The 21,641-nt window shown below is 27.1% G+C and carries 22 protein-coding genes; 2 read left to right on the top strand and 20 right to left on the bottom strand.

What is annotated here, in order from left to right:
* The first annotated feature begins 8 nt into the window (after nucleotides 1-8).
* Nucleotides 9-1,424, top strand: a complete 1,416-nt coding sequence (locus ARA56_RS00615; RefSeq protein ID WP_055262881.1) for a spore germination protein — start codon at nucleotides 9-11, stop codon at nucleotides 1,422-1,424.
* A gap of 57 nt (nucleotides 1,425-1,481) precedes the next feature.
* Here ARA56_RS00615 and ARA56_RS00610 read toward each other — a convergent pair whose 3' ends face one another.
* From ARA56_RS00610 to ARA56_RS00600, 3 genes are all read right to left on the bottom strand, one after another.
* Nucleotides 1,482-2,987, bottom strand: coding sequence for a carboxypeptidase M32 (locus ARA56_RS00610; protein WP_172675724.1), 1,506 nt, complete (start codon nucleotides 2,985-2,987; stop codon nucleotides 1,482-1,484).
* A 142-nt stretch (nucleotides 2,988-3,129) separates the two neighbouring features.
* Entirely contained in the window at nucleotides 3,130-3,969 is an 840-nt protein-coding gene (locus ARA56_RS00605; protein ID WP_055262877.1) for a glycerophosphodiester phosphodiesterase family protein, read from the bottom strand.
* A 148-nt stretch (nucleotides 3,970-4,117) separates the two neighbouring features.
* Nucleotides 4,118-4,555: a hypothetical protein gene (locus ARA56_RS00600; RefSeq protein ID WP_055262875.1), complete on the bottom strand. Its 438-nt coding sequence runs from the start codon at nucleotides 4,553-4,555 to the stop codon at nucleotides 4,118-4,120.
* A 226-nt stretch (nucleotides 4,556-4,781) separates the two neighbouring features.
* On the opposite strand from ARA56_RS00600, the gene ARA56_RS00595 reads away from it, so the two are divergent.
* Nucleotides 4,782-5,309 carry a hypothetical protein gene (locus tag ARA56_RS00595; protein WP_055262873.1) on the top strand — a complete coding sequence of 176 codons (528 nt, stop codon included), beginning with the start codon at nucleotides 4,782-4,784 and terminating at the stop codon, nucleotides 5,307-5,309.
* Nucleotides 5,310-5,333: 24 nt separating this feature from the next.
* Here the strand turns inward: ARA56_RS00595 and ARA56_RS00590 are convergent, their stop codons facing one another.
* From ARA56_RS00590 to ARA56_RS00515, 17 genes are all read right to left on the bottom strand, one after another.
* Nucleotides 5,334-5,738, bottom strand: a complete 405-nt coding sequence (locus tag ARA56_RS00590) for a hypothetical protein (RefSeq protein ID WP_055262871.1) — start codon at nucleotides 5,736-5,738, stop codon at nucleotides 5,334-5,336.
* Nucleotides 5,739-6,136: 398 nt separating this feature from the next.
* The gene (locus ARA56_RS00585; RefSeq protein WP_055262869.1) at nucleotides 6,137-6,745 is read right to left on the bottom strand and encodes a glycosyltransferase; all 609 of its coding nucleotides are present in this window, start codon (nucleotides 6,743-6,745) and stop codon (nucleotides 6,137-6,139) included.
* Nucleotides 6,746-6,840: 95 nt separating this feature from the next.
* Nucleotides 6,841-8,568, bottom strand: coding sequence for a CFI-box-CTERM domain-containing protein (locus ARA56_RS00580; protein WP_055262867.1), 1,728 nt, complete (start codon nucleotides 8,566-8,568; stop codon nucleotides 6,841-6,843).
* A gap of 27 nt (nucleotides 8,569-8,595) precedes the next feature.
* On the bottom strand, nucleotides 8,596-9,693 hold the full coding sequence (locus ARA56_RS00575; protein WP_055262865.1) for a protein kinase domain-containing protein: 1,098 nt from the start codon (nucleotides 9,691-9,693) through the stop codon (nucleotides 8,596-8,598).
* Between the two features lies 1 nt (nucleotide 9,694).
* Nucleotides 9,695-10,549, bottom strand: a complete 855-nt coding sequence (locus tag ARA56_RS00570) for an FHA domain-containing protein (RefSeq protein WP_055262863.1) — start codon at nucleotides 10,547-10,549, stop codon at nucleotides 9,695-9,697.
* A 9-nt stretch (nucleotides 10,550-10,558) separates the two neighbouring features.
* On the bottom strand, nucleotides 10,559-11,983 hold the full coding sequence (locus ARA56_RS00565) for a vWA domain-containing protein (RefSeq protein ID WP_055262861.1): 1,425 nt from the start codon (nucleotides 11,981-11,983) through the stop codon (nucleotides 10,559-10,561).
* 16 nt (nucleotides 11,984-11,999) lie between these two features.
* On the bottom strand, nucleotides 12,000-13,640 hold the full coding sequence (locus tag ARA56_RS00560) for a PP2C family protein-serine/threonine phosphatase (RefSeq protein ID WP_055262859.1): 1,641 nt from the start codon (nucleotides 13,638-13,640) through the stop codon (nucleotides 12,000-12,002).
* A gap of 162 nt (nucleotides 13,641-13,802) precedes the next feature.
* Nucleotides 13,803-14,519 (bottom strand): phosphatase PAP2 family protein, encoded by a 717-nt coding sequence (locus ARA56_RS00555; RefSeq protein ID WP_055262857.1) that lies wholly within the window; start codon nucleotides 14,517-14,519, stop codon nucleotides 13,803-13,805.
* A 189-nt stretch (nucleotides 14,520-14,708) separates the two neighbouring features.
* On the bottom strand, nucleotides 14,709-15,047 hold the full coding sequence (locus ARA56_RS00550) for a DUF6054 family protein (RefSeq protein WP_055262855.1): 339 nt from the start codon (nucleotides 15,045-15,047) through the stop codon (nucleotides 14,709-14,711).
* A gap of 345 nt (nucleotides 15,048-15,392) precedes the next feature.
* Nucleotides 15,393-16,004 carry a hypothetical protein gene (locus ARA56_RS00545; protein ID WP_055262853.1) on the bottom strand — a complete coding sequence of 204 codons (612 nt, stop codon included), beginning with the start codon at nucleotides 16,002-16,004 and terminating at the stop codon, nucleotides 15,393-15,395.
* A gap of 32 nt (nucleotides 16,005-16,036) precedes the next feature.
* Nucleotides 16,037-16,654: a hypothetical protein gene (locus ARA56_RS00540; RefSeq protein WP_055262851.1), complete on the bottom strand. Its 618-nt coding sequence runs from the start codon at nucleotides 16,652-16,654 to the stop codon at nucleotides 16,037-16,039.
* Between the two features lie 151 nt (nucleotides 16,655-16,805).
* Complete coding sequence (locus ARA56_RS17005; protein ID WP_278336503.1) at nucleotides 16,806-16,931, bottom strand: hypothetical protein; 126 nt, start codon at nucleotides 16,929-16,931, stop codon at nucleotides 16,806-16,808.
* A gap of 308 nt (nucleotides 16,932-17,239) precedes the next feature.
* A complete protein-coding gene (gloA2, locus tag ARA56_RS00535; protein WP_055262849.1) occupies nucleotides 17,240-17,626 on the bottom strand; it encodes an SMU1112c/YaeR family gloxylase I-like metalloprotein in 387 nt (128 codons plus the stop codon).
* Nucleotides 17,627-17,692: 66 nt separating this feature from the next.
* On the bottom strand, nucleotides 17,693-18,079 hold the full coding sequence (locus ARA56_RS00530) for a MerR family transcriptional regulator (RefSeq protein WP_055262847.1): 387 nt from the start codon (nucleotides 18,077-18,079) through the stop codon (nucleotides 17,693-17,695).
* Between the two features lie 31 nt (nucleotides 18,080-18,110).
* Nucleotides 18,111-19,235, bottom strand: a complete 1,125-nt coding sequence (locus ARA56_RS00525; RefSeq protein ID WP_055262845.1) for an aldo/keto reductase — start codon at nucleotides 19,233-19,235, stop codon at nucleotides 18,111-18,113.
* Nucleotides 19,236-19,473: 238 nt separating this feature from the next.
* Nucleotides 19,474-19,848 (bottom strand): hypothetical protein, encoded by a 375-nt coding sequence (locus ARA56_RS00520; protein ID WP_055262843.1) that lies wholly within the window; start codon nucleotides 19,846-19,848, stop codon nucleotides 19,474-19,476.
* Between the two features lie 114 nt (nucleotides 19,849-19,962).
* On the bottom strand, nucleotides 19,963-21,585 hold the full coding sequence (locus tag ARA56_RS00515; protein WP_055262841.1) for a Na/Pi cotransporter family protein: 1,623 nt from the start codon (nucleotides 21,583-21,585) through the stop codon (nucleotides 19,963-19,965).
* Nucleotides 21,586-21,641 lie beyond the last annotated feature (56 nt).

Below are 21,641 nucleotides of genomic sequence, written 5' to 3'. Positions count from 1 at the left end.
AGCTAAAAATGAAATTAACAAATAATTTTAAGAAAAATGTTGAACTACTACAAAAAGAATTACAAGTAGGAAAAACATTTGATGTTCTTGAAAGAATAATCGATGTACATAACACAAAATTCTATTGTTATTATCTTGATGGCTTTGTAAAAGATACTAATATGGAATATGTAAGAAGAGATATGTACAATCTTAAAAAAGAAGACTTTAAAAGTATATCTTCTGCCCAAGAGCTTATAGAAAAAGCTTTAAGCTCTATAGAAGCTTCTACAGATACTGATATAGACAGCATTGTTAAAGCTGTTTTATCTGGTCAAACAGCTATGCTATGTGAAAGCTTTAATGAAGCTCTTATTCTTGATTATAGAACATATCCTTCTAGAGGTGTTGATGAGCCAGATAAAGAGAAGGTTTTACGTGGTTCTCATGATGGTTTTGTGGAAACTATAGTATTTAATACTGCCTTAATCAGAAGAAGGATTAGAGATCCTAAGCTTATATTTGAAATGCATACTATAGGTCAAATATCTCAAACGGATGTAGCAATCGGATATCTAGAAAGTAAAGTAGATAAAAAAACATTAAATAAGGTTAAAGAATTAATAGAAGGTTTAAAAATTAAAGCTTTAACTTTAGGAGATGAAAGTTTACTTGAGGTATTAATGCCTAAAAGTCGATTAAATCCATTTCCTAAAGCAAGATATACAGAAAGACCTGATGTAGTAGCTGCTGAAATTATCGAAGGTAAAATCGTTATATTAATCGATAATACACCTTCTGCGCTAATATTGCCTGGCAGTATTTTCGATTTTTTCCAATCTATCGATGATTATTATCTACCTGTAATTACAGGAAATTATCTAAAAATGTTAAGATATCTTGTACTTTTTGTAAATATATTCTTAACTCCAGTTTATGTGCTATTAACAGCTAATCCTCAGTGGTTAGTTGGAAAATTAAGCTTTCTATTGCCGAAAGACCCTTATACAATACCAATATTCATACAATTTCTTATAGCAGAGATTGCTATAGATGGATTGAAACTAGCATCACTTAATACACCTAACTCTCTAGGTACTTCACTTTCAATTATAGGTGGATTAATTTTAGGTGATTATACAGTTCAAACTGGATGGTTTACCCCTCAAACTATCCTTTATATGTCAATAGTAGCGCTAACTAGTTTTGTTCAACCTAGCATTGAACTAGGATTTGCATTAAAATTTAATCGTATCCTCCTACTTATAACTACTGGATTTTTCGGTGCTTGGGGATTTATAGCAGGATTAGTATTTAATTTAATAATTCTATTTACAACTAAGACAGTAACTGGTGAAAAGTATTTATACCCACTTATACCTTTTAATTGGAAAGCTTTGAAAAAGGTACTTTTCAGAACTAGAAAACAAATTGAGAAAAGATAATAAAAGCTCTATTAAACCGCTTTACAATTTTATGGTTTAATAGAGCTTTTTTATTATTTATTTAATATTGTATATTTCATAATACTTATCCTTTAAATACTTAATGAAATATTGTGGGTTTAACTCTTCTCCAGTTACTCTTTTAATTATCTCAGCTGGAGAATAAATACTTCCATATTTATGAATGTTTTCTTTCAACCAAGAATGTAGATTATTAAGATTCCCCTCTGCAATGTCTTCCATTATTGTAGGTTCTTCTTTTAAAAGCGTATAATAAATTTGTGCTCCATAAAGATTACCTAATGCATAGCTAGGAAAGTATCCAAATAATGATGCAGACCAATGAACATCTTGTAAAACTCCAACAGAATCACTTGTTGGTTCAACATCTAAGTATTCTTTATACTTCTTGTTCCATTCACTTGGAAGTTGATCTAATGTTATTCTTCCATTTATCAAATCTTTTTCTAATTCATATCTAATAATTATATGAAGTGAATAAGTTAATTCATCAGCTTCTGTTCTAATAAATGAAGGCTCTACTTTATTCATTACTTCATAAAACTCTTCTGCAGTAACGTCCTTAAATTCTTCAAAATATTTTCTAGATAAATTCAATAAATATGAAGTGAACTCTTTACTTCTTCCTATTATATTCTCATAAAATCTTGATTGTGATTCATGAATAGCCATTGAAACCCCAGCATTCAATCCTGTATTCTCTAAATCATCACTAATATTTTGTTCATAAATCCCATGTCCACCTTCGTGAATTGTACTAAATAATGCTGAAGCAAATCTATCCTTATGATAATTAGTAGTTAATCTTACATCCTTGTTTCCCATATTTGTTGTGAATGGATGGACACTTACATCTAATCTTCCTGCTTCTAAATCAAATCCCATTTTTTCAAGTACACACAATGATAACTCCTTTTGCTTATTTACATCGAAATTACCATTTAGTATATCTGTACTTATTTTCTTATCACTTTTCTTGATGTTTTCTAATATCTCTACTATTCCATCTCTTAACTCACTAAATATTTTATCTAACTTTTCAACTGTAAGTCCTTTTTCATATTTATCTAATAATGTATTATATTTATCACCTTCGTATCCCCAATACCCAATAAATTCTCTAGAAAAATCAATAACATTCTGAAGGTATGGTTTAAAGCTTTCATAATCATTTGCCTCTTTAGCCTTTTCCCATGCAATTTGAGCTCTACTTGTAGCTCCAACAGAAGCCACATATCTATCTTCAGGTATTTTCATAATTTCATTATAATTTCTTTCAAGCTCTTCAAGAATTCTTCTTTGAACTAAAGACATCTCATTTTTATATGGCGTTAACTCTTCTATAAATGTCTTAACCTTTGGTGATGTAGTCATATTAAATAACTGACCTGATAAATATTCTAATACCTTACTTCTTGATTCTCCTGCTTTTATAGGCATATTAGTTCTTGTATCCCAATCAACTAACACCATTGCATGTGTTAGATATTCAACTTCTCCAATATACTCCTTAACCTCTTCAAACTTCTTTTCTAAATTCATTTTCATCCTCCTATTTTTATTTATTGCATTTAGCAAGAATAAATTTTCTGTTAAATTTTCCCATTTTATTATAGACAAATTTTATAAAAAAATAAAGGACTGTATCTAGTCCTTTTTATTTAAGCTAATTTATATTTAAAATTTAGTAATTCATTGGTTCACAATGCTCAAAGATTATCGTGTCGAACTTTTCACTACTTACTTCCAAAGCCTTTTCAGAATTAACAGTCCAAGCAATAGTTATAATTCCTAATTTTCTTAAAATTTTTAGAGAAAGATTATCTGAATCTATCCAATTATATGCTATAAAATGAGGTCTACTCTTACAATTTAATAATAAGTATTCTAGGACTATTTTAAGTGTTTTCGGAGATTTATTCTCTTTAGGAAACTTCATTGAAAGTTGTCCTCTTATTACTTCTGGCATATTCTTTTTTATTCTGCTCAGTATTAAAGGATCAAAAGATTCAATACAAAAATTACCTTTATAATTTTTAAGTTCGTTTTCCACAGCTTTACACAAACCATCTCTATCACTATTTGATTTTATTTCAATTATTAAAGGAACTTTTCCATCTACTAAACTAAGTACCTCACTAAAAGTAGGAATTTTATACTCTGTATCAGCTAATGTTAAGTTTTGTAGTTCTTCTAATGTGCAATCACTTATTTTTTTATTTAAACCTGTCATCCTTAATAAGTTATCATCATGAAATACTACTGTTTTCTTATCTTTAGTAAAAGCAACATCTAATTCAATACCATAATTGTTTTTAATGGCATTACTAAAAGCTTCTAATGAATTTTCTGGTATTACTTGGTCGTTAGAATACAACCCTCTATGTGCAAATTTAGTACTTGTTAACCATTCCGTCTCCTCTACATCCTTCTTATCTCCATATATAAGAAAGATATATATTACAAGTAAAATAACTATATCTAATCCAACTGTTACTATTATTTTTCCAAAATTCTCATACATTCAATCATCACCCATCTATAAATTATATATCTTTTTCCATTTTTATCCAACTTATTTATTGCTTATTAATAAATTTATATGAATAAATAAAGAGAACTATATCTACTAAATAAATTTAATTTATTAGTAGATATAGTTCCATGTATGATTATAAGAATTTTTTCCATTCTTCTTGATTATCTTTTTCAAAATCTAACAATTTATTTGCTAATTCTAAAACATCTTTATCTGCATCATCATATTGGTTAATTCTCTTAGTTGCATCAATTACTCCCATGGTGCTTCCTTGAATAAGCATTTCTGAAAGATGTGATGGACTTTTATCAGTTAAAGTTTTCATATTTATCATAATATATGTTGTGATTTTTTGAAACTTATTAATATCTTTTGGGTCATGTCCTCTATCTTTTATCATCTTCTCAGAATCTTTAAATATTTTATTATATTCATTGTATTGAGAGTACAAAATATTTTTAAATTCTTCATTTGTAGATTTCTCAGTAATATCAATAAGATGTTTTATTGTTTCAGTACCCATCTCAGAGTTTTGGTATATAAAATTTAAAATTTCTATGTTTCCATCCATTCAAAACACCTCCTAAAAAATATTATTTCCTCAATTATTTTTTTTATTTAATTATAAATAGTTTTTTATTATATTTAAATAACGCTACAATTTAACCTAAATATGTCCAAATATCGAGAATAAATCTTTATATTCCTATTTTTTAATATTTGATAAATTTTATACAATATTGTAAAATACTCTTTGCTATGATTTTAATAAATATATAATTTTAAAGGAGAAATCGATGAATACTTTTATATCAATTTTATTTACTATTCTTTTTATAGGTGTTCCAACATATTATTTTACTATTTTATTTTCATCATACTATAAACAAGTAAGAAAAAATAAGGACAAAATAAAAGTTGTATTAAATGTTAGATCATATACAACTTATCTTGCTGCAATAGTATTAGTTATTGCTACAATAGCATTTGGTATATATTCCTTATTCAACAAAACTTTTGTATTATTACTAATACCAATGATTTTAATAGATATACTAGTTTATTTTTTAATAAAATTATCAAGTTCAAAGTTCTACATATTCGATAATTTTTTAATAATTAAAAATTTCTATGTTGAGTTTAGTGAAATAAAAAATGTTTTATTGAAGCCAGAAAATAAAGATAATTTGTATGAACTTTCAATTTCTACAAAGGATTTTCTTCACACAATAAAAATAAAAACAGAAGATCCTAAATCTCTAATAAAGGAATTCAAAACATCATTACCAAAAAATATTAAAATAAAAGAAGTGCCAGCTAAATAAGAGCTGCACTTCTTTTTCTATCTATTATAAACTTCTTGTTATGCTTTCTATTTCTAATAAACTATTATAAATTTCTTCACATCTGAATTGAGCGTATATAATTCTACCTATGTAATTTGAAAATTCTTCTTTATTTAACTTATCATATTCCAATCTTGCTTCTCTTAATGCTAATTCTATACCTTCATTAAAGTTACTACCACAATTGTTAAATCCCTCAATATCATCTTCAAAAATATAACTTATTTCACTTAAGCTATATTCTATAGGTTCCTTTATTCCATTTTCAAAAATTACTATATCATTTGATTCATTAACTAAAACATCACAAAGTGGGTTTTCTCCTAAAACACACGCTTCTTCTCTAAATTCCTTTATTAAATTTACCGCCTCATCAGCCAATTTTCTTAATACTTCAGCTCTTTCCATTTCCCCCATCACCTTTCGTACTGTTTTTACAATATAATTATATAATAAACAGCTTAAAACCTATGTCGAATTTTATCACAATCATTATAGTAATATATTCCAACTCTTGTATATTCAATACATATTTTTTGTTATATTATTAACTTATAATATGTATTTTTTTAATTTGTTTAGTCGCTATAATATTTATTACATCAAAGATTTATTTTCCAAATATACTACTATATTAAATATCCTATTTTATCATTATTCTTTTAAAGTAAATGGCTGTTACTGAATTAAACTTTCAAAATTACTTATAAAAAAATAAGCTCTTTATTCAGAGCTTTATTTTCTATATAAAAAGCATATATGCTTAAAAAAGTTGCACTTATATAATACTTCTAAAACCTTTTTGCCTAAGAAGCAAATGAATCTTCAGCAGACTTAATTAATTCCTTTATTCCATCATTATCAATAATACTATTAGTATTGCATGTTAATACTATATCTCCAGTACTTCTAGTAAATCCCCATGTTTCTGCACTACTTTTGTCTTCATTTCTCGATGTTTTTTTAATTATAATTTCAGGGCAACTCTTTATATCACCTAAATCAATTTCACCTTTTATTCCACTTTCTTTAAATAGCTCAATTTGTTTACGTATCTTTTTAGCCATATAATATATATTTAAATTTTTACTATTAGTATTTATGATTAATATCTCTTTTAATGGATAGTCTTGATTTAGCAAATTTTTAACTAGTCTAACTAAAGCTTCTGAATCTTCCCCTTCCACTACTATCACTACTGATACAGAATACTGCAACAAATCATAATCTCTAGATTTATAAGAAAAAGAAATAACCTTCTTGATTACTATATATAATAATAGTATTACTAAATAAGAACTTAACGTAAAATAAGCTCTAGATCCAAAAGTACTACACATGTATAGAAGACCTAAAGCTATTATTATTAAACTCATCAAAATTCCTATATTTCTACTAAAGTTTGAATTACTCATTTTCTTATCCCCCACGTTTTAACAAAAGTTCTATTCCTTTTACTATATGATTCAATATTGAAAAAATTTAATGTTTTTCAATATATTTTTAACTTTTATTCATTTTCTCCGTTAGAGGTTGTTGTAGTAATATTAAGAATCCTTTCTGGAAGAACAAATATATAAGCTAAAAGAAATACAAAAAGATAAATTATAAAAATTAATCCTGAAAAAATATAATACAACATATTCTTATTAGATAATCTTTGAATAATTTTAATAAGCTTTGCTTCAAGGTCAATTATAGTTTTTACTATATATTTGCGGACCTTCATCCCTCTTAGCTTATTAGCTATCTTTGGACTATATCTGAAATAAAACTCTAATGAGGCTTTTCCAATCTTATTTTTTATAAGAACATTATCTCTATACCATCTAAGCAAGTCTAATTTAGGAGCAACAGTAGTTCCGTATGCTGCTGTTGATATAAAACACCATCCATCTTTTTTAGGCTTATTAGGATAAGTATTTTTAGATACATTATTTGATATTATCTCATTATCATCGATTTGTGTTATACGTTTGAAAGAAGATACACTTATAGTATCTTTAATTTCTGATATATATGTTAAATCATCATGTTCAACTCTTGAAAATATAACTGTTCTTCCAGGCTCCAATTTACTTACAAGATTTTTGTCTACAGCATTTTTATAGAATTTAAATTCTTTTCCATTACTATCTATTATTTTACCTCTAGCTAATTCCGTATTATACTCTTTAATCACTCCATTTTTATTGATGATTTCTTTTCCTTCACCTAAATCTATACTCTTTAAAATTTCCTCGATATAATCATAATCTACTAATCTAGTACTAACGTCATGATCACATAATCCAGATATTAATCTATGTAACACCTTTCCGTTACTTTGCTTTTTTATAATACTATCAGTTACTCCATTAGGATAAATAAAAGACCCATTCTTTAATGTACCTTCTTTAAAACTATCAGATTCAATTATTATTTGATGTAAAATAACACCTAGTGAAAATGCGCCTACTTCTTCTGATGTCGCAAACTCTCCCCAATTATTATTTATATCATTAAGCTCTGGAGCTGAATAACCTAATAATGTACGTCCAAAATTAATATGATTTGAATCAAGGTGACCATTTTTCAATTTGCATATCCTACCTAGCCCAACAAACCTAGGTACATAATCTTTTAATAGTAAAATATGCTCTGGGCTTAATGCTAAGTATGCATAATTTTTATCTTTTAATAACTTTAAAAAATAAAGTATTGAAAGCCCTAATCGAGCTATTTTAGAAGAATCTATTTTAGTTGTAGCTACTCCATTGTAATTTCTATATCTAAAGCTATGCTTATTAATTTCATCTGTTAAAGTTGAAGCTTGTTCAAAGTCTAATACAAGTATCGGCTCTTCATTTCTCATATTTTCACTCATATTTTTATCGTAAGTATTCTTAACATAAAACCAATCTAAAGGTTCTGGTAATAAAGGTGATGCTAAATCATTAAGTATATTTATTTGTTCAATTAATACACTTCTTCTTTTTCTAATACTTATTTCATCTTTTAAATCATTTGACCTATACTCAACAGTTTTAATTATTACTGGTTTGCATATATTGTCATCATATCCTAAAGAAAGGTTTGTTCTTTCATCTTTTCTATTGCATATAGAGTAAAACCATCTCCAATTGCCAGTACATATTTCTTCCATTTTACTTGGAGAAATCACTACCCATCTATTTTGTAAATTACAATTTGTTGAGTTTATAAAAATTTCTCCTTTGCTCCCAAATCTGTACCTCATTTTCCCCTCCCTTAAAACATGATTATTTTATCCTCTTATAGACATAAATGATTTATAAATATCATTTTTGGCTTCTATCATATCATTATATCTTTCATTAGCATTATACTCTGTACACTTTTTAACTATATTGTATGTATACTCAGTACAGCTAAACTTTTTAAGATTATCTACAGGAATTCTTCCATATTCATCTTTAAGCGTTAACGATAAATTTTCACCGGTTAACATATGATACATAGTCGCCCCTAAAGAATAGATATCTACCCTTCTATCAAGTTTAGCAAGCTTAGATGGATTATTCATTTCTGGCGCCTTATATCCCCATGTACCAACTCCTGCTGATCCACAGCCTTCAATATTACTCCTAGCATTACCTTGATTATCTTCAATAACCATGGTCATAGCGCCAAAATCTAAAAGTGTAAGGAATAAATCATCAGTAATAATTATATTTTCAGGTTTTAAATCTTGATAAATATAGTACCTATTATAATTTTCTTTATCTTTTTTATGAAAACCACCTAATATTGTAGCTAGTTGGAGGGAGTATTGTAATACATCCCTCTCCCAGCTTTTATAAAACTTATAATTTCTAGAAAGCATAATATTCCTTATACCTGATTTTAAATACTCACCAAGGTTAATACCATTTATCATCTGCATAATTATATAAGGTTCATTGTATGCAACGTAGTCAGTACAAACAAATACTTTTCCATCTGTTGATAAATGTGGACCATAAATGCTTGGGCAAAAATCCTCAACTATATCATTTACGTTTGGTATCCTGCCTTCTCCTAAGGTTTTAAAATCAATTAAGCAATTATATTCAAATCTAGTTACTTTTCTTATTTTCTCGATTCTATCAATTCTGCTTCTATCTTTTTCATATGAAAACAATCCATTTTCTTTATCATATCTTCTTGCTTTAACTAATACAGTTCTATCTCCAAGTCTTGTGTCTTTAGCTTTTAGAATTACTCCAAATCCTCCTGAAACAGATAAGATATCATATACTGTATATCTTCCGCCTATTTTAATAGGAGAAACCACCTCTTCACCGTTCTCATTTACAAAAATTTGAACGTTAGGTATCTTAGAGCTTTTTGTGGTCCACATCATTTTATTCCTCCACTTCGTTAAAGTAAGCTTCTAAAATAAATTTTCCACTTAAAACTATAAAATCTCCATCTTCTATAACTACAGATTCATTAAAAGATAACACTTTAGGCTCATCTTCATCATATCTTTTAATATGAACTGAGCACTTTTTAGAAAGATTTCTTACATAATATTTATCGTCCTCTTTATATACAAGCAAATGCTTTCTACTAATTGCATTTTCATTATCTACTTCTTGTAAATCAATATCAGGTGTAAATTCAGAGCTATTTCTTCCGATTATTGTTTCATCATATTTTAATTCATAAACTTTAAAGATTTCATTATCTTTATAAAGAATAAGATTATTACCTTTTATATTTTCATAAGGGTTTACTTCTTCAGTATTTTCGAGTTCATCTTCTTCCTCTTCGTCTTCTTCATTAGCTTCAGTAATAACTATATCCTCTGCTTCATTCTCTTCAATATTTTCATCATCATTTTCATCTGAATCAACATCCTCTTCAGCAAGTATTACTTCGCTTTTAAGTTTATCATCAACAATATCTATATCTATAAAACAATTTCTATCTTCAAAGGTTTCTTCAGTGTCTTCTATATCATTATTGTCTACAATATCTTCTTCATAACTCATATCATCTTCACATATAACGTCATCAGTTTCATATATAACGTCATCAGTTTCATAGTCAGTATTTTCTTCAAATTCATCGCTTTGTTCCTCTATGTCATAATCATCTACAAATACATCTTCTAAAGGAGCTCCACAAAGCTTACATACAGTAAGATCATCAAATCCTTCACCTTCTAAATATTCCTTTGCACATTGAGGCCTTGGACATACTTTCTTTCTCATATTACCCTCCTATCTATTTCTCCTACGTCTTAAAGTTGCATTTGTAGGAAAATCTATTTTTATAGTAGTTGTCGCAGAGTTTACTGGTCTTGTACTAGTTTTCCCCGCATTATTTATAGCTTGAATAGATATTGTTCCATTTTCTCTAAATTCGTCTATTAAAGCTCTATACTGATTTACAGCTAATGCATTTCCTAGTTCTTCATATCTATTTATTATCCATTCATATCTTTTTATCGCTGTATTATAATCATTTCTTTCTCTTGCAATATTTGCTTCATCTTCTAGCTTTTTAATTTCAGCTTCATAATAGCCTCTTTCTACTTCACCATCTTTTTCTACTAAACTTGTATTATCTCCTACATCCACACTTACATTTCTAACTATAAAGAAATTTCTATTTCCATAAAGCTTAGGTATATAATATTCAAGCTTAGCACTCATTATTTCTAGAGATGAATCACCGCTACTTCTTCCTGGTATAGTCATTAAAAAATAAAATTTGTATTCTTGATTTCTTTCTATATTAACTAAGTTCACAGTAGCTTTTCTTTCTTTATCAAGAACAACTTTTCCTAAATATGCCACTTCAGGAGTTCCCTTATAATGCTCTGTTACTCTAACATATTTAGGGAATGTTAATTCTAATTTAGCATTAGTAATTATAACCTCTGTAGAATTTTCAAATAGTTCTGTAAACATATCCCTAGCTTCTTCTGGTTCATTTATAAGTTCTGTTCTACCATTTGATGGTTTAGCTAGCTTTTCTAAAAATGCAAAGTTTACATCACTTCCTCCAAAACCTAAGCAATCTATTGATATACCAGTTTCAGCTATTAGTTTAGCTTGTCTTATACCAGCTTCTTCAGTATCTCCATAAGGTACACCATCAGTCATAAATATCATTTTTTTAATCTTTCCATTATTATTGTTATTTAATATAAGTCTACCTAACTTTAGAGCTTCAGATATATTTGTATTTCCACTATAATCTTTGCATTTTTCTAATGCTTCAGTTATTCTTTCTTTATCAGACCCTGGTAAGTTTTGTACTATTATATGTGGAGTATCATCATACGCTATTACTGTAACATTATCTGTTGGTCTTAAAAGCTCAACAACCTTATTTACTGCTTCTAGTGCTATATCAAGCTTTGTAGTGCCTCCAGTAACTATATTATATTTAACTCCATCAATTATTTGCTTCTTTCCTGTAGGAGTAGTTTCCCCTCCAACTATTTTAAACATTGATCCACTAACATCGATAAGAAGACATAGGTCAACACCATTATTAATTTGTTTTTCCCCTTCAAGCCTTTCTTTTACTTCGTCACTTGCATAAACTGATAAACAAGCCTTTACTACATGCTCTTTATCATCACAAAGTATATAAGGATCGCTTATCTTAGTTTCTAATACTAATTCTCCAGCCATTTTACTCCTCCTTCAATTAATTCATATTTACTTCTATCAATATACTTGTGATATTATCTCCACCACCATTATCATTTGCTGCTTGTGTTAAATTAGACGGAATATCTAATACACTTTCCATATTATCTTTAGCTACTATATGCTCCTTTATTTTTTTATCAATATTCCACAAATTACTACCATATCCTAATGGACTAATATAATCTGTAACACCATCAGAGCATATTAATACTATGTCTTTATCTTCTAATGTTATTTTCTTAATATTTAAGTCATCATCTTTAACTATTTTTGCTTCTATATTTATGTCATTGCCTCCAATACAATTAGTTAAAGCTTTAAATCCATCAACATTACTGCATTCTCCCCAGCTATAACCATTCTTTAAAAGCTCTGTTCCGTAATTTTCTTCATAGTTTAATAGGTTTAGCCCTTTGTTTTTGTTAAACAAATATATTTTACTGTCACCTAATGATGTAAAGTACATTATGTTTTCTATAATAATTACTCCTACAAAGGTAGCCCCCATAACTGTACCCCACAATTCCTTATCGCTATTCCTAACAATTGAATTGTTTATCTTAATATTACTATTATTTATAATTGAAAGAAAAAATGACTTTACATCACTTAAAGTTTGTAAATTCTCATATTTTTCTTTCCAAATTTCAATAGAAGTATCTTTTACTATGTTAGCCGCCTCATATCCTGAGCCATAATTTGTTGTTGAAATTCCATCAGACACCATAGCAAATATTTTATGATTTTCAGCATCTTCTAAAATAACATAACTATCTTCATTAGCTCGTTCTTTTAAATTATCATCCTTATATTCTACTTTAGACTTTTTATAATTCCCCATATCTGATGAATAAGAATATTTAAAACTTATATCTTCAAAATTCTGTTTTTTATTTTTACAAATTTCTTCAAAAATAATTAGTGCTTCTTCAACATTTTTATATCTATCTTCTGGAAATAATGTTGTAGTTTTATAAATCCATTCATGAAGCTCTACAGGTATTTCTTCATTAAAAGCAGTTATAAAATATGCTAAGTAGGTTTCATGTGACCTATTTTCAATCACTTTTCCTTTTAACGCCAAAACCAAAAGAAGTCTTCCAATAATATATACATCTGAAGAGTAAGTAATATTTTTACTATTACCATATAAGACTTCTGTTGAAGAGATTCTTCCAGCTTTATATTTTGAATTATCTGCACCTTTGGTTATATACGGTCTTATTTGCTTTAAATGCAAAGTTTCTATATTCTCATCACTTATCCATAATTGATCTAAATCTATAGAGCCTAAAATCTTTTTCTTTCTATTTATTGATTTAATAATATCTCCTACTCTATTTATTACAAAGTCAATGATTTTAAAGTTTATATCTTTTTCTTTAATATATTCTAATAAAGTCATCTCTTTATTGTAATTAAAATATGCCTTACCAGAGTCAATATATAAAGGACTTTCAATATATTTGTTGTCGCAATTAATAATATCGTCTTGTTTCAATGTAGTATCTATTAATAATTTATTATCTATACTTATCTTCCATTTACCTATGTCTCTTTTTATTTTCTTTCCACATTTACTACAAAACTCATTATCAATGCTAAACTCATTACAGTAGGTACATAAAACAGACATACTATCCTCCTTTCAAAATATTTAACTCTATGGTTAAAAATTTATATTTAATTATACGTAAACTTAACTTTTATATTACTAATTCACAAATAATTTAAGGAAATTTCAGGTATCCTTCTGAATAATAGTAAAAAAAGAATGAAACTATTAATTAAAATAGCTTCATTCTTTTTCATTTGAACTTACTTCTGAAAACTTCTGTGATTTGTGAGTTAGCCTTTCAACTATCTCATAAGGTATTTTTAAATATTTTTCTAAATTTTCTTCACTTATTTTTTTAACAATAATATTTATTAACTCAACTATTAACATTGAAGCAACAGCATCTAGTACGAAATGCTGCTTAATAAAAATAGTTGATAATATTATCAAAATCCCTACAGTTTGAGTATAGTAATACACATATTGACTATTTTCTTTTTTTGTGTATCTCATAATAAAGTAAGTTCCTAACACATGTAACGATGGAAAGCAATTAAAAGGTCTATCAAGTGAATATATAATCTTAACTATACTACTTAAGATACCATTACCTGTTACTGTTGGCCTTACTATCTCAGTTGGAAAGATTAAATAAATAGTGTAACTAAAGAACATTCCTAAATATAAACCTAATATACATCTCATGTATTTTTTTCTATCATTTAAAGATAAAATAAGAAATCCTATTATCATATATAAGTACCAATAAACATATGGAATAATGAAGATAGGTACAAATGGTATCATTCTATCTAAAGCTATAGTTAAATCAAATCCTTCTTTATGAATATGATTAGTTATAAAATAGATAACATTAAACATAGGAAACAAAATTAACCATAATAAATCGAGTTTATACTCATATTTTTTTACTTCGTTTATTACTCTTTTTAGCATCTTCCTACTCCCCCTAAAATACGCTCGTTTTATTATATAAAGCTATTATATTCTCAATTTCATAAATCTTTCACAAGAATATATTTATTTAATCTCTCTATGTTCTGTTGATTTATATATCTTATAATTTAAATAAAATAGATGGATATAAAAATAATTATTTTTATATCCATCTATTTAATCTTTATATTATTCTATTATATAATCTTCTAATATTTCTCTTGGTAAACTAGTGAATTTTTCACTTGCTTCACCGTTTCCTGTAATAGCTTTTTCTATTCCACTAATACCTATAACATGAATATGAGTTTTGTTTTCTAACTCTTCTAAACATAACGTTAAAGTTAGTCTATTACTCGCTCTAAAATATTTTTTTTCATAAACCATAACAACTGCTTTATTTTTACCTTGTGAGTTAATTTCATGAAAATCAATCTTTTCTGTAATTGTTCCTGATATTATACCTGCATCTAACCTCTTAATGGTTTCATCTAAAGTTAATTTCACATCGAAACTGTATATTCCCATAATTTTCTCCCCCTTTTATTCCCTATACCTTATATAATGTCTTAACATTATATCACATTTTTATATGGATATATATATTAAATTATGTTTTTATTGTAATTTTTTTAATTATATTCTTTCAAAAATATAGTTTAATTAAAGTTTAGCTAATTATTTTCTTTTATATATCCCTTTCTATAAGACATGAGCAATAACTTTAGCTCTTTTATTTTTTCTTTTTTAAAAAATAAACACTACCCTAAGAATATTATTCTTAATAGTAGTGCTTATAAATTCCGTATATAATTATATTCTACCTAATACATTTATTCATTTAAATTATTTTCATCATTTAATAAAACATTATTAGCATTTATAAAACTCTACATAAGTATTTGCCAAAGCTAAATTAATAAAATCATTTGTTACATAGGCATTATCACTAAATAATAATCCGTAATCCCCATAAAACCTACTTAACATTAATATAATATAAAAATTTATAGGACTTATATCTATAACACCTGTAAATACAGGGATTACAGCACTTGCATTAGAAATTAAGTAAGTTAAGGATGGTACAAATTCTGTAGTAATATTATATTCATTATCTAAAACATTTTTAATAAATTTATCTGCATTATCATCTTCATGTATTGATATATTTTCATAATCTTTAATATTCCCTTTTTGAACTTCATTAATAAATAAGCCAATTATAAAAAAATATAATTCAATTTGTAAATTTCCAACTCCAGTTGAACTGTAGGTACTTGGATCCATAGGATTATACGTCTTACCTACATTTGACTTTGTATTAAAACTTAAGAATAAATACAATCTATTATTATTTCTATATATTATCTTACCATCTTTAACAAAAGGGTTATTACTGCCTAAAAACTTAGCACAAGGAGGTAGTTTGAATCTATCAAAATCCTCACAAAATGATTTTTTTCTTTTTTTTCTTTTTGTCATAGGTTTCCTCTATAGAATTACTATATACTATATTATGAATTTCTTGGTTCTACTAGCACAGGAATATTTTCACTATCTAGATTACAATAACCTATATCATACTCCTTAAGATTATAACTTCTATTTTCTATAGCATATCCAAAGCTAAGATGAACCTCTACCCCATTAACTATATAGATATTCTCTCCTCTTTTCTCTCCAATTACATTAAAAATATTACATGCTGCATTCATATGTTCTTTAGAAACGACTATACAAATACTTTCAGGACAGATGCACTCCTCTCTACATTTTATATAATCATTCATAATAGCCCAACGTATACAATTTCTATCTAATATGTTTTTTATTAAAACTAGTACTTCAAAAGTTCTATCTCTTCTTTTTGCAAAAACATACTCTCTCATTGCTGGTTCAATTCCAACAGTATAACTAGTTACTAAATCATCTACTCTTTTACAAAAATCTGAAAAATATCTTTTTTTAAACTCAATAAATACACACTTAGTTAAATATTCTTCATTTTTATTCTTATTACAATCTAGTAGCTTTCTATAAACCCTCTTTTCTGCGCTTTCGTATTTCTTTTTAATTTTAGATATTCTCTTTCTGCATATTAACCCCTTTAACTCTTTTAAATCTGATGACACATTAATGCCTCCTAAAATTTAAATGCTAATATAATAATACAAAAATTTTCTTTAGAATGTTCTTAAATAAATAAGCTATAAAATATTAAATAAAAAAAGAGATGAAATTCACCTCTTTTAATTAGTTTATTTATGATATACTCTTCTGTTTTTAATATCCTAATAAATCTTCATATTCTCTAATTTTATCGTCTTTATTATCTTCTTTAACATCAACTTTTTCTACTTCTATTATTTCATCCATTTGAATTACGTTTTTTGATTCCTCTTTACACATATCAAATCCTCCTTGAATAATAATTGAATACGTTTACTTAAAGTGTAATAAAATACTTTGATATAAGTATAACATACAGTTATATCGTTTACCATATATTTCAAATTATAATTGTAATTAAATTTAAATTATAATTTGAAGAAGCTTTTAATTCATATCTTATATAAATTATATATAATCATAGCTTACTTCATTTATAAATAGCTTTAAAGTTAAGAGTTAATATAAAAACTACTATACTGTCTTTATTTCTAAACTCTTAACTCTACTAACTATTTTTATATACTATCTTCAACTTATAATTATGGTTACACTTTTGAATATAGCTCTAATGGTAACTTATCTGGATCCTCAAAGAAAGTAAACTTTCTACCTGTACATTCATCTACTCTTATAGGTTCAGTTTTAATCCCTTTTTGCTTTAGCTCCTCAACTGCTTTTTCTATATCATCAACTTCAAAAGCTAGATGTCTTAAGCCTTGAGCTTCAGGATAGCTTGGTCTTTTTGGTGCATTTGGAAAAGAAAATAATTCAATCTGACTATCTCCTATTTCTAAATCTAACTTGTATGAATCTCTTTCTTCTCTGTATATCTCTCTAATAATTCTAAGACCTAGCTTTTCTACATAAAACTCTTTAGATGTTTTATAGTCTGAGCATATTATTGCTATATGATGTATCTTTTTAAACTGCATAAATCCCCCTAAAGTCGTATTATAATAAGTATTTTTTCTTATGCTTAAATAGCAAATATATAAATTTTACTTATCTGTTTTTGATAATTCTTGTTCTTTAATAAGAACTCTCTCTTCGTAACCATCAATTTTTTTATCAAGCCTATCTAAAGTCTCTTGCATTTCTTTAATTTTATCTGCTAAATGATTACGTTGTTCTATTAAAAGCTCTTTTCTAGCTTTTATTGTAGAATTACCCTCTTGGAACATTTTAACATACTCTATTAAAACTTCAATGGAAAGGCCTGCACCTCTCATACATTTTATAAACTGTACCCAATTGCAATCTTCTTCAGTGAAATCTCTTACTCCACTATTATTTCTGTTTACGGGAGGAATTAATCCAATTCTTTCATAATATCTCAATGTATCTGCTGTTAAATTATATTTTCTACTTACTTCTGTAATTGTCATATACTATCTCCCTTTTATCTTTAAGCTATATTTATTTATTTTCAAAAGTCATAGCAACATTCTTTAGGTATTCTGTTATATTTAAATGCTGTGGACAACTTTTTTCACACTTCTTGCAATTAATACATTCAGAAGCTTTTCCATATGTTTTAGTTAAATTTGCATAATATACACCTTGAGTAGAAAAACCTTTGCTTTCTGATTGTTTTTCTGCATTATATAAAGCAAAATACTTTGGTATATCAATTTTTTTAGGACATCCATCTACACAATATTGACATGCAGTACAAGGTATTTCTATAGAATCATTTATTATATCTACTACCTTATTTATAATATCATATTCCTCTTCATTAAACGGTTTAAATTTTTCCATATATCCTGTATTATCTAATAGTTGCTCCATTGTAGACATTCCACTTAAGACCATCATAACATTTTTATGACTTGCTGCAAATCTAATTGCCCAAGATGGAACTGACATATCATTGTGATATTCTTTGAATAATTGTTCTGCTTTAGGTGGAACGTTAGCTAATGTTCCTCCTTTAATTGGCTCCATAACTATTACAGGTTTATTATGCTTTGTAGCTACTTCATAACATTTTCTTGATTGAATACTTTCATTATCCCAATCAATATAGTTAAGTTGAAGCTGAACAAAATCAACCTCTGGATGCTCTGTTAGAATTGTATCTAGTAAGTCTGCAGTATCATGAAATGAAAATCCTATTTTTTTAACTTTACCTTCTTCTTTCTTGCTTTTAATAAATTTAAAAGCATCAAATTTCTTTGCTATCTCATAATTACTCACTCCAAGGTTATGAAGTAAATAATAATCAAAATACTCTACTCCAACCTTATCTAACTGTTCATTAAAGATTCTCTCTAAATCTTCTTCCTTTTTCAAAAACATAGTAGGCATTTTTGTTGCAATTGTAAAAGCATTTCTTGGATAACGTTTTACAACAGCTTCTTTTATTACTGATTCACTTATAAAGTTATGATACATATATGCTGTATCAAAATAAGTAAATCCTCTTTCCATAAATACATCTACCATATCATTCACTTGTTTATAATCGATACTAGACTGGTCTTCCTTATTTGTAATTGGTAGTCTCATAAATCCAAACCCTAATTTCTTTTGCTCCATAGTTTTATCCTCCATTTATTCTCTCTTAATAATTCAATTAACTAAATACTCTTTTTATATAAATTTTACCTAATCCCACTATACTCCTTAGAGTTAACTCCAAGTCAATATTTTTTATATTAAAATAAAAAATAAAAAGGTAGCAGTAACATATTTACTAGTCACTACTACCAAAATCGAACTTTTAGCTTAGTCCATATTTTATATCTTAATTTCATCTTTTATAAATTAGAAACTTCTAATAAACTAAAACTAAATCCATTAACATATTTGTATAATAAGTAAAGTTTTTAAAATCTAAAGGCTCCATAGCTGATAATATTCCTTCAATGTATGCAGTCATATCTTCTATATATTTAAGCAAGTACTTTTTACTATTTGTATACCCTTGAATATAGCTATCATCCTTTAGTTTATCTGTCATAGGTTTTACAATATCATATATAGCTTTAAGTCGTCTTCTATTTCTTACTTTAAACTCATCCTCGATAGGTAAATTTAATATAATTATATTTCTTAATTCATCACATACATCTCTTAAGTTATAAACTGAATCATCTAAATCTACTGCATCTTTTTTGCCCATAATCTTTGTAATCAACAATTTATCCAAAATCAATCCCTCCCATCCTAGCTACCGCTATCTTAATTATATTTTGAATAAATTATATCATCTAATCTTAAAATAACAAACTTTCTTTTAAATACTCTACACCTTAACTTTAACCTACTCATTAACCATTATAACTCTCTTAGCAATGCTTGCAGCATGGTCTGAAATTCTTTCAATATTTGTTAATAAATCTAAATATATTATACCTGAATCTACACTGCAAATATTTTTGTTTAATCTTCTCATATGTTCATTTCTATAATCTTTATCTAATTCATCTACAGTTTCTTCTAGTATAATAACACGCTTAGAAATATTTACGTCATTTCCTTTCATAGCATCTAAAGCTAAACTATACGCCTCTAAAGTTTTGTTAAATATATTTTGTATTTCAGCTATAGCTTCTTCTGAAAAGTTAACATTATTATTAATAGACTCTTGTGCTAATTCTGCAATATTTTCTGATAAGTCTCCAACTCTTTCAATATCGTTTATTGTATGGAATAATAAATCTAGAGATAACCTCATCTTTTCATCTAATGCCTTATTTGAAAGCTTTATTAAATAATTTATAATTTCTTTTTGCTGAGCATTTACAAGCTTTTCTTTTTCTAAGCTTTCATTTACACCTTTTTGAGACTTATCAATCAAAGCATTTGTAGCACTACTAAAACAATATTTAGCTTTTCCACCCATTCTAAGAGATTCTCTAATTATATTACCATAAGCTATTGCAGGTGTTTCTAACATTCTTGTGTCTAAGTATTTTGTAATAGCATTGTCAACTTCTTCTTCACCAGCTTTATCAGGTATAATTAACATAGCTAATTTAACTATAAACTTAGAGAATGGTAGTAACAATATCACATTTACTATATTAAATAAAGTATGTGAATTTGCTATTTGCCTTGCAGGATCAGTTGGATTTAAGTATTGAACCACCATAGTTATAGGTTTGTTTAATACAAGCATAAATAAAATAGTTCCAATTACATTAAAACACAAGTGCATAGTAGCAGCTCTTTTAGCATTCTTATTTGCACCTACGCTTGAAATAAGAGATGTTGTACAACTACCTATGTTATCACCATATAATATAGGTAATGCTGCTTGTAGTGGCATTAATCCTTGTGAAGACAATGCTATTAATATTCCCATAGATGCACTAGAGCTTTGTAATATTGTTGTCATTAAAAATCCCGCAATTAAAGCTAGAATTGGTTGATGTGCAAGCTCTGCTAATACTTTTCTCACAGCTGGATATTCTGATAACGGAGCTACTGCATCCTTCATAAACCTCATACCTATAAATAATATTGCAAATCCAATTAGTATTTCAGATATATTTTTAAGCATAGGTTTAGATTTTGAGCCAATCATATGTAAAACTATCCCTATTCCAAGAGCTATGGATGACAATATACTAACATCAAAAGATACAAGCTGAGCTGTAACTGTTGTTCCTATATTAGCACCCATTATTACTCCTATTGCTTGATAAAGGCTCATTATCCCTGCATTAACGAATCCAACAACCATAACAGTTGTAGCCCCACTACTTTGAATTATCCCTGTAACTACAGTTCCTACTAGTACACCCATAACTATATTACTAGTTAAAAGACCAATAGCTTTTTCTAATTTAGGACCAGTTGATTTTTGAAGACCTTCACCCATAACACTTATTCCATAAAGAAATAAACCAAGGCCTCCTATAAGACTAATTAATATATACAAATTATATTCCCTCCTAAAAATGTAACTCTTATTATTTTCTTTTTTATGAGGTCAGT

Source organism: Clostridium disporicum (assembly GCF_001405015.1).
Taxonomy (GTDB): Bacteria; Bacillota; Clostridia; order Clostridiales; family Clostridiaceae; genus Clostridium; species Clostridium disporicum_B.
The sequence above is the reverse complement of the archived record's forward strand: the minus strand, read 5'-3'. Positions and strand labels throughout refer to the sequence as shown.